General features: G+C 49.4%; 1 protein-coding gene. It reads left to right on the forward strand.

Annotated elements, in window-relative coordinates; genetic code table 11:
• Positions 1 to 557 (forward strand): IS4 family transposase (locus GNT65_RS20455; RefSeq protein WP_160799008.1); only part of this gene is annotated, 557 nt, incomplete at both ends.

A 557-nucleotide genomic window follows, 5' to 3' on the forward strand; every position in this document is an offset into this window, starting at 1 on the left:
TCCCTTTGGTCGTCAATTTTCACTCAAAGCGCTCTATGCCAGAGCAAATAGCCGCGCCAAGCATGTTGGTCGGGTGGCCTTATCGGTCAAGAAGCCTTTGCTCTGTGAAATGGTGTTGTTTAAGGCGAGAGGTAAAGGGCGAAAAGGTCAACGTAGCACGACAACCGACTGCCATCATACCGCTCAATGGACCTATGAATTGACGGCAAAAGAGCCTTGGGCGCTGGTGACCAATTTAACAATGGAGGCGATGCCGCCCAAGAAGCTGGTCAATCTTTACCAAAAGCGAATGCAGATAGAAGAGACTTTTAGGGACTTAAAAAGTCCGGCTTACGGATTTGGTTTACGCCACAGCCGAACACGTGATGCGGCAAGAATGGATATCCTGTTGATGATAGCCTTGCTGGTGCAATTGGCATTTTGGTGGGTGGGGCTCTTTGGTGAAGCGCAGCAATTGCAACGACATTTCCAGGCCAATACGGTGAAGAAACGTAATGTGCTATCGATAGTGCGTATGGGAAAAGAGCTGATGCGACGGCGACACAGATACCCAATGT

The organism is Shewanella insulae, from assembly GCF_009831655.1.
In the GTDB taxonomy this organism is placed as follows: Bacteria; Pseudomonadota; Gammaproteobacteria; order Enterobacterales; family Shewanellaceae; genus Shewanella; species Shewanella insulae.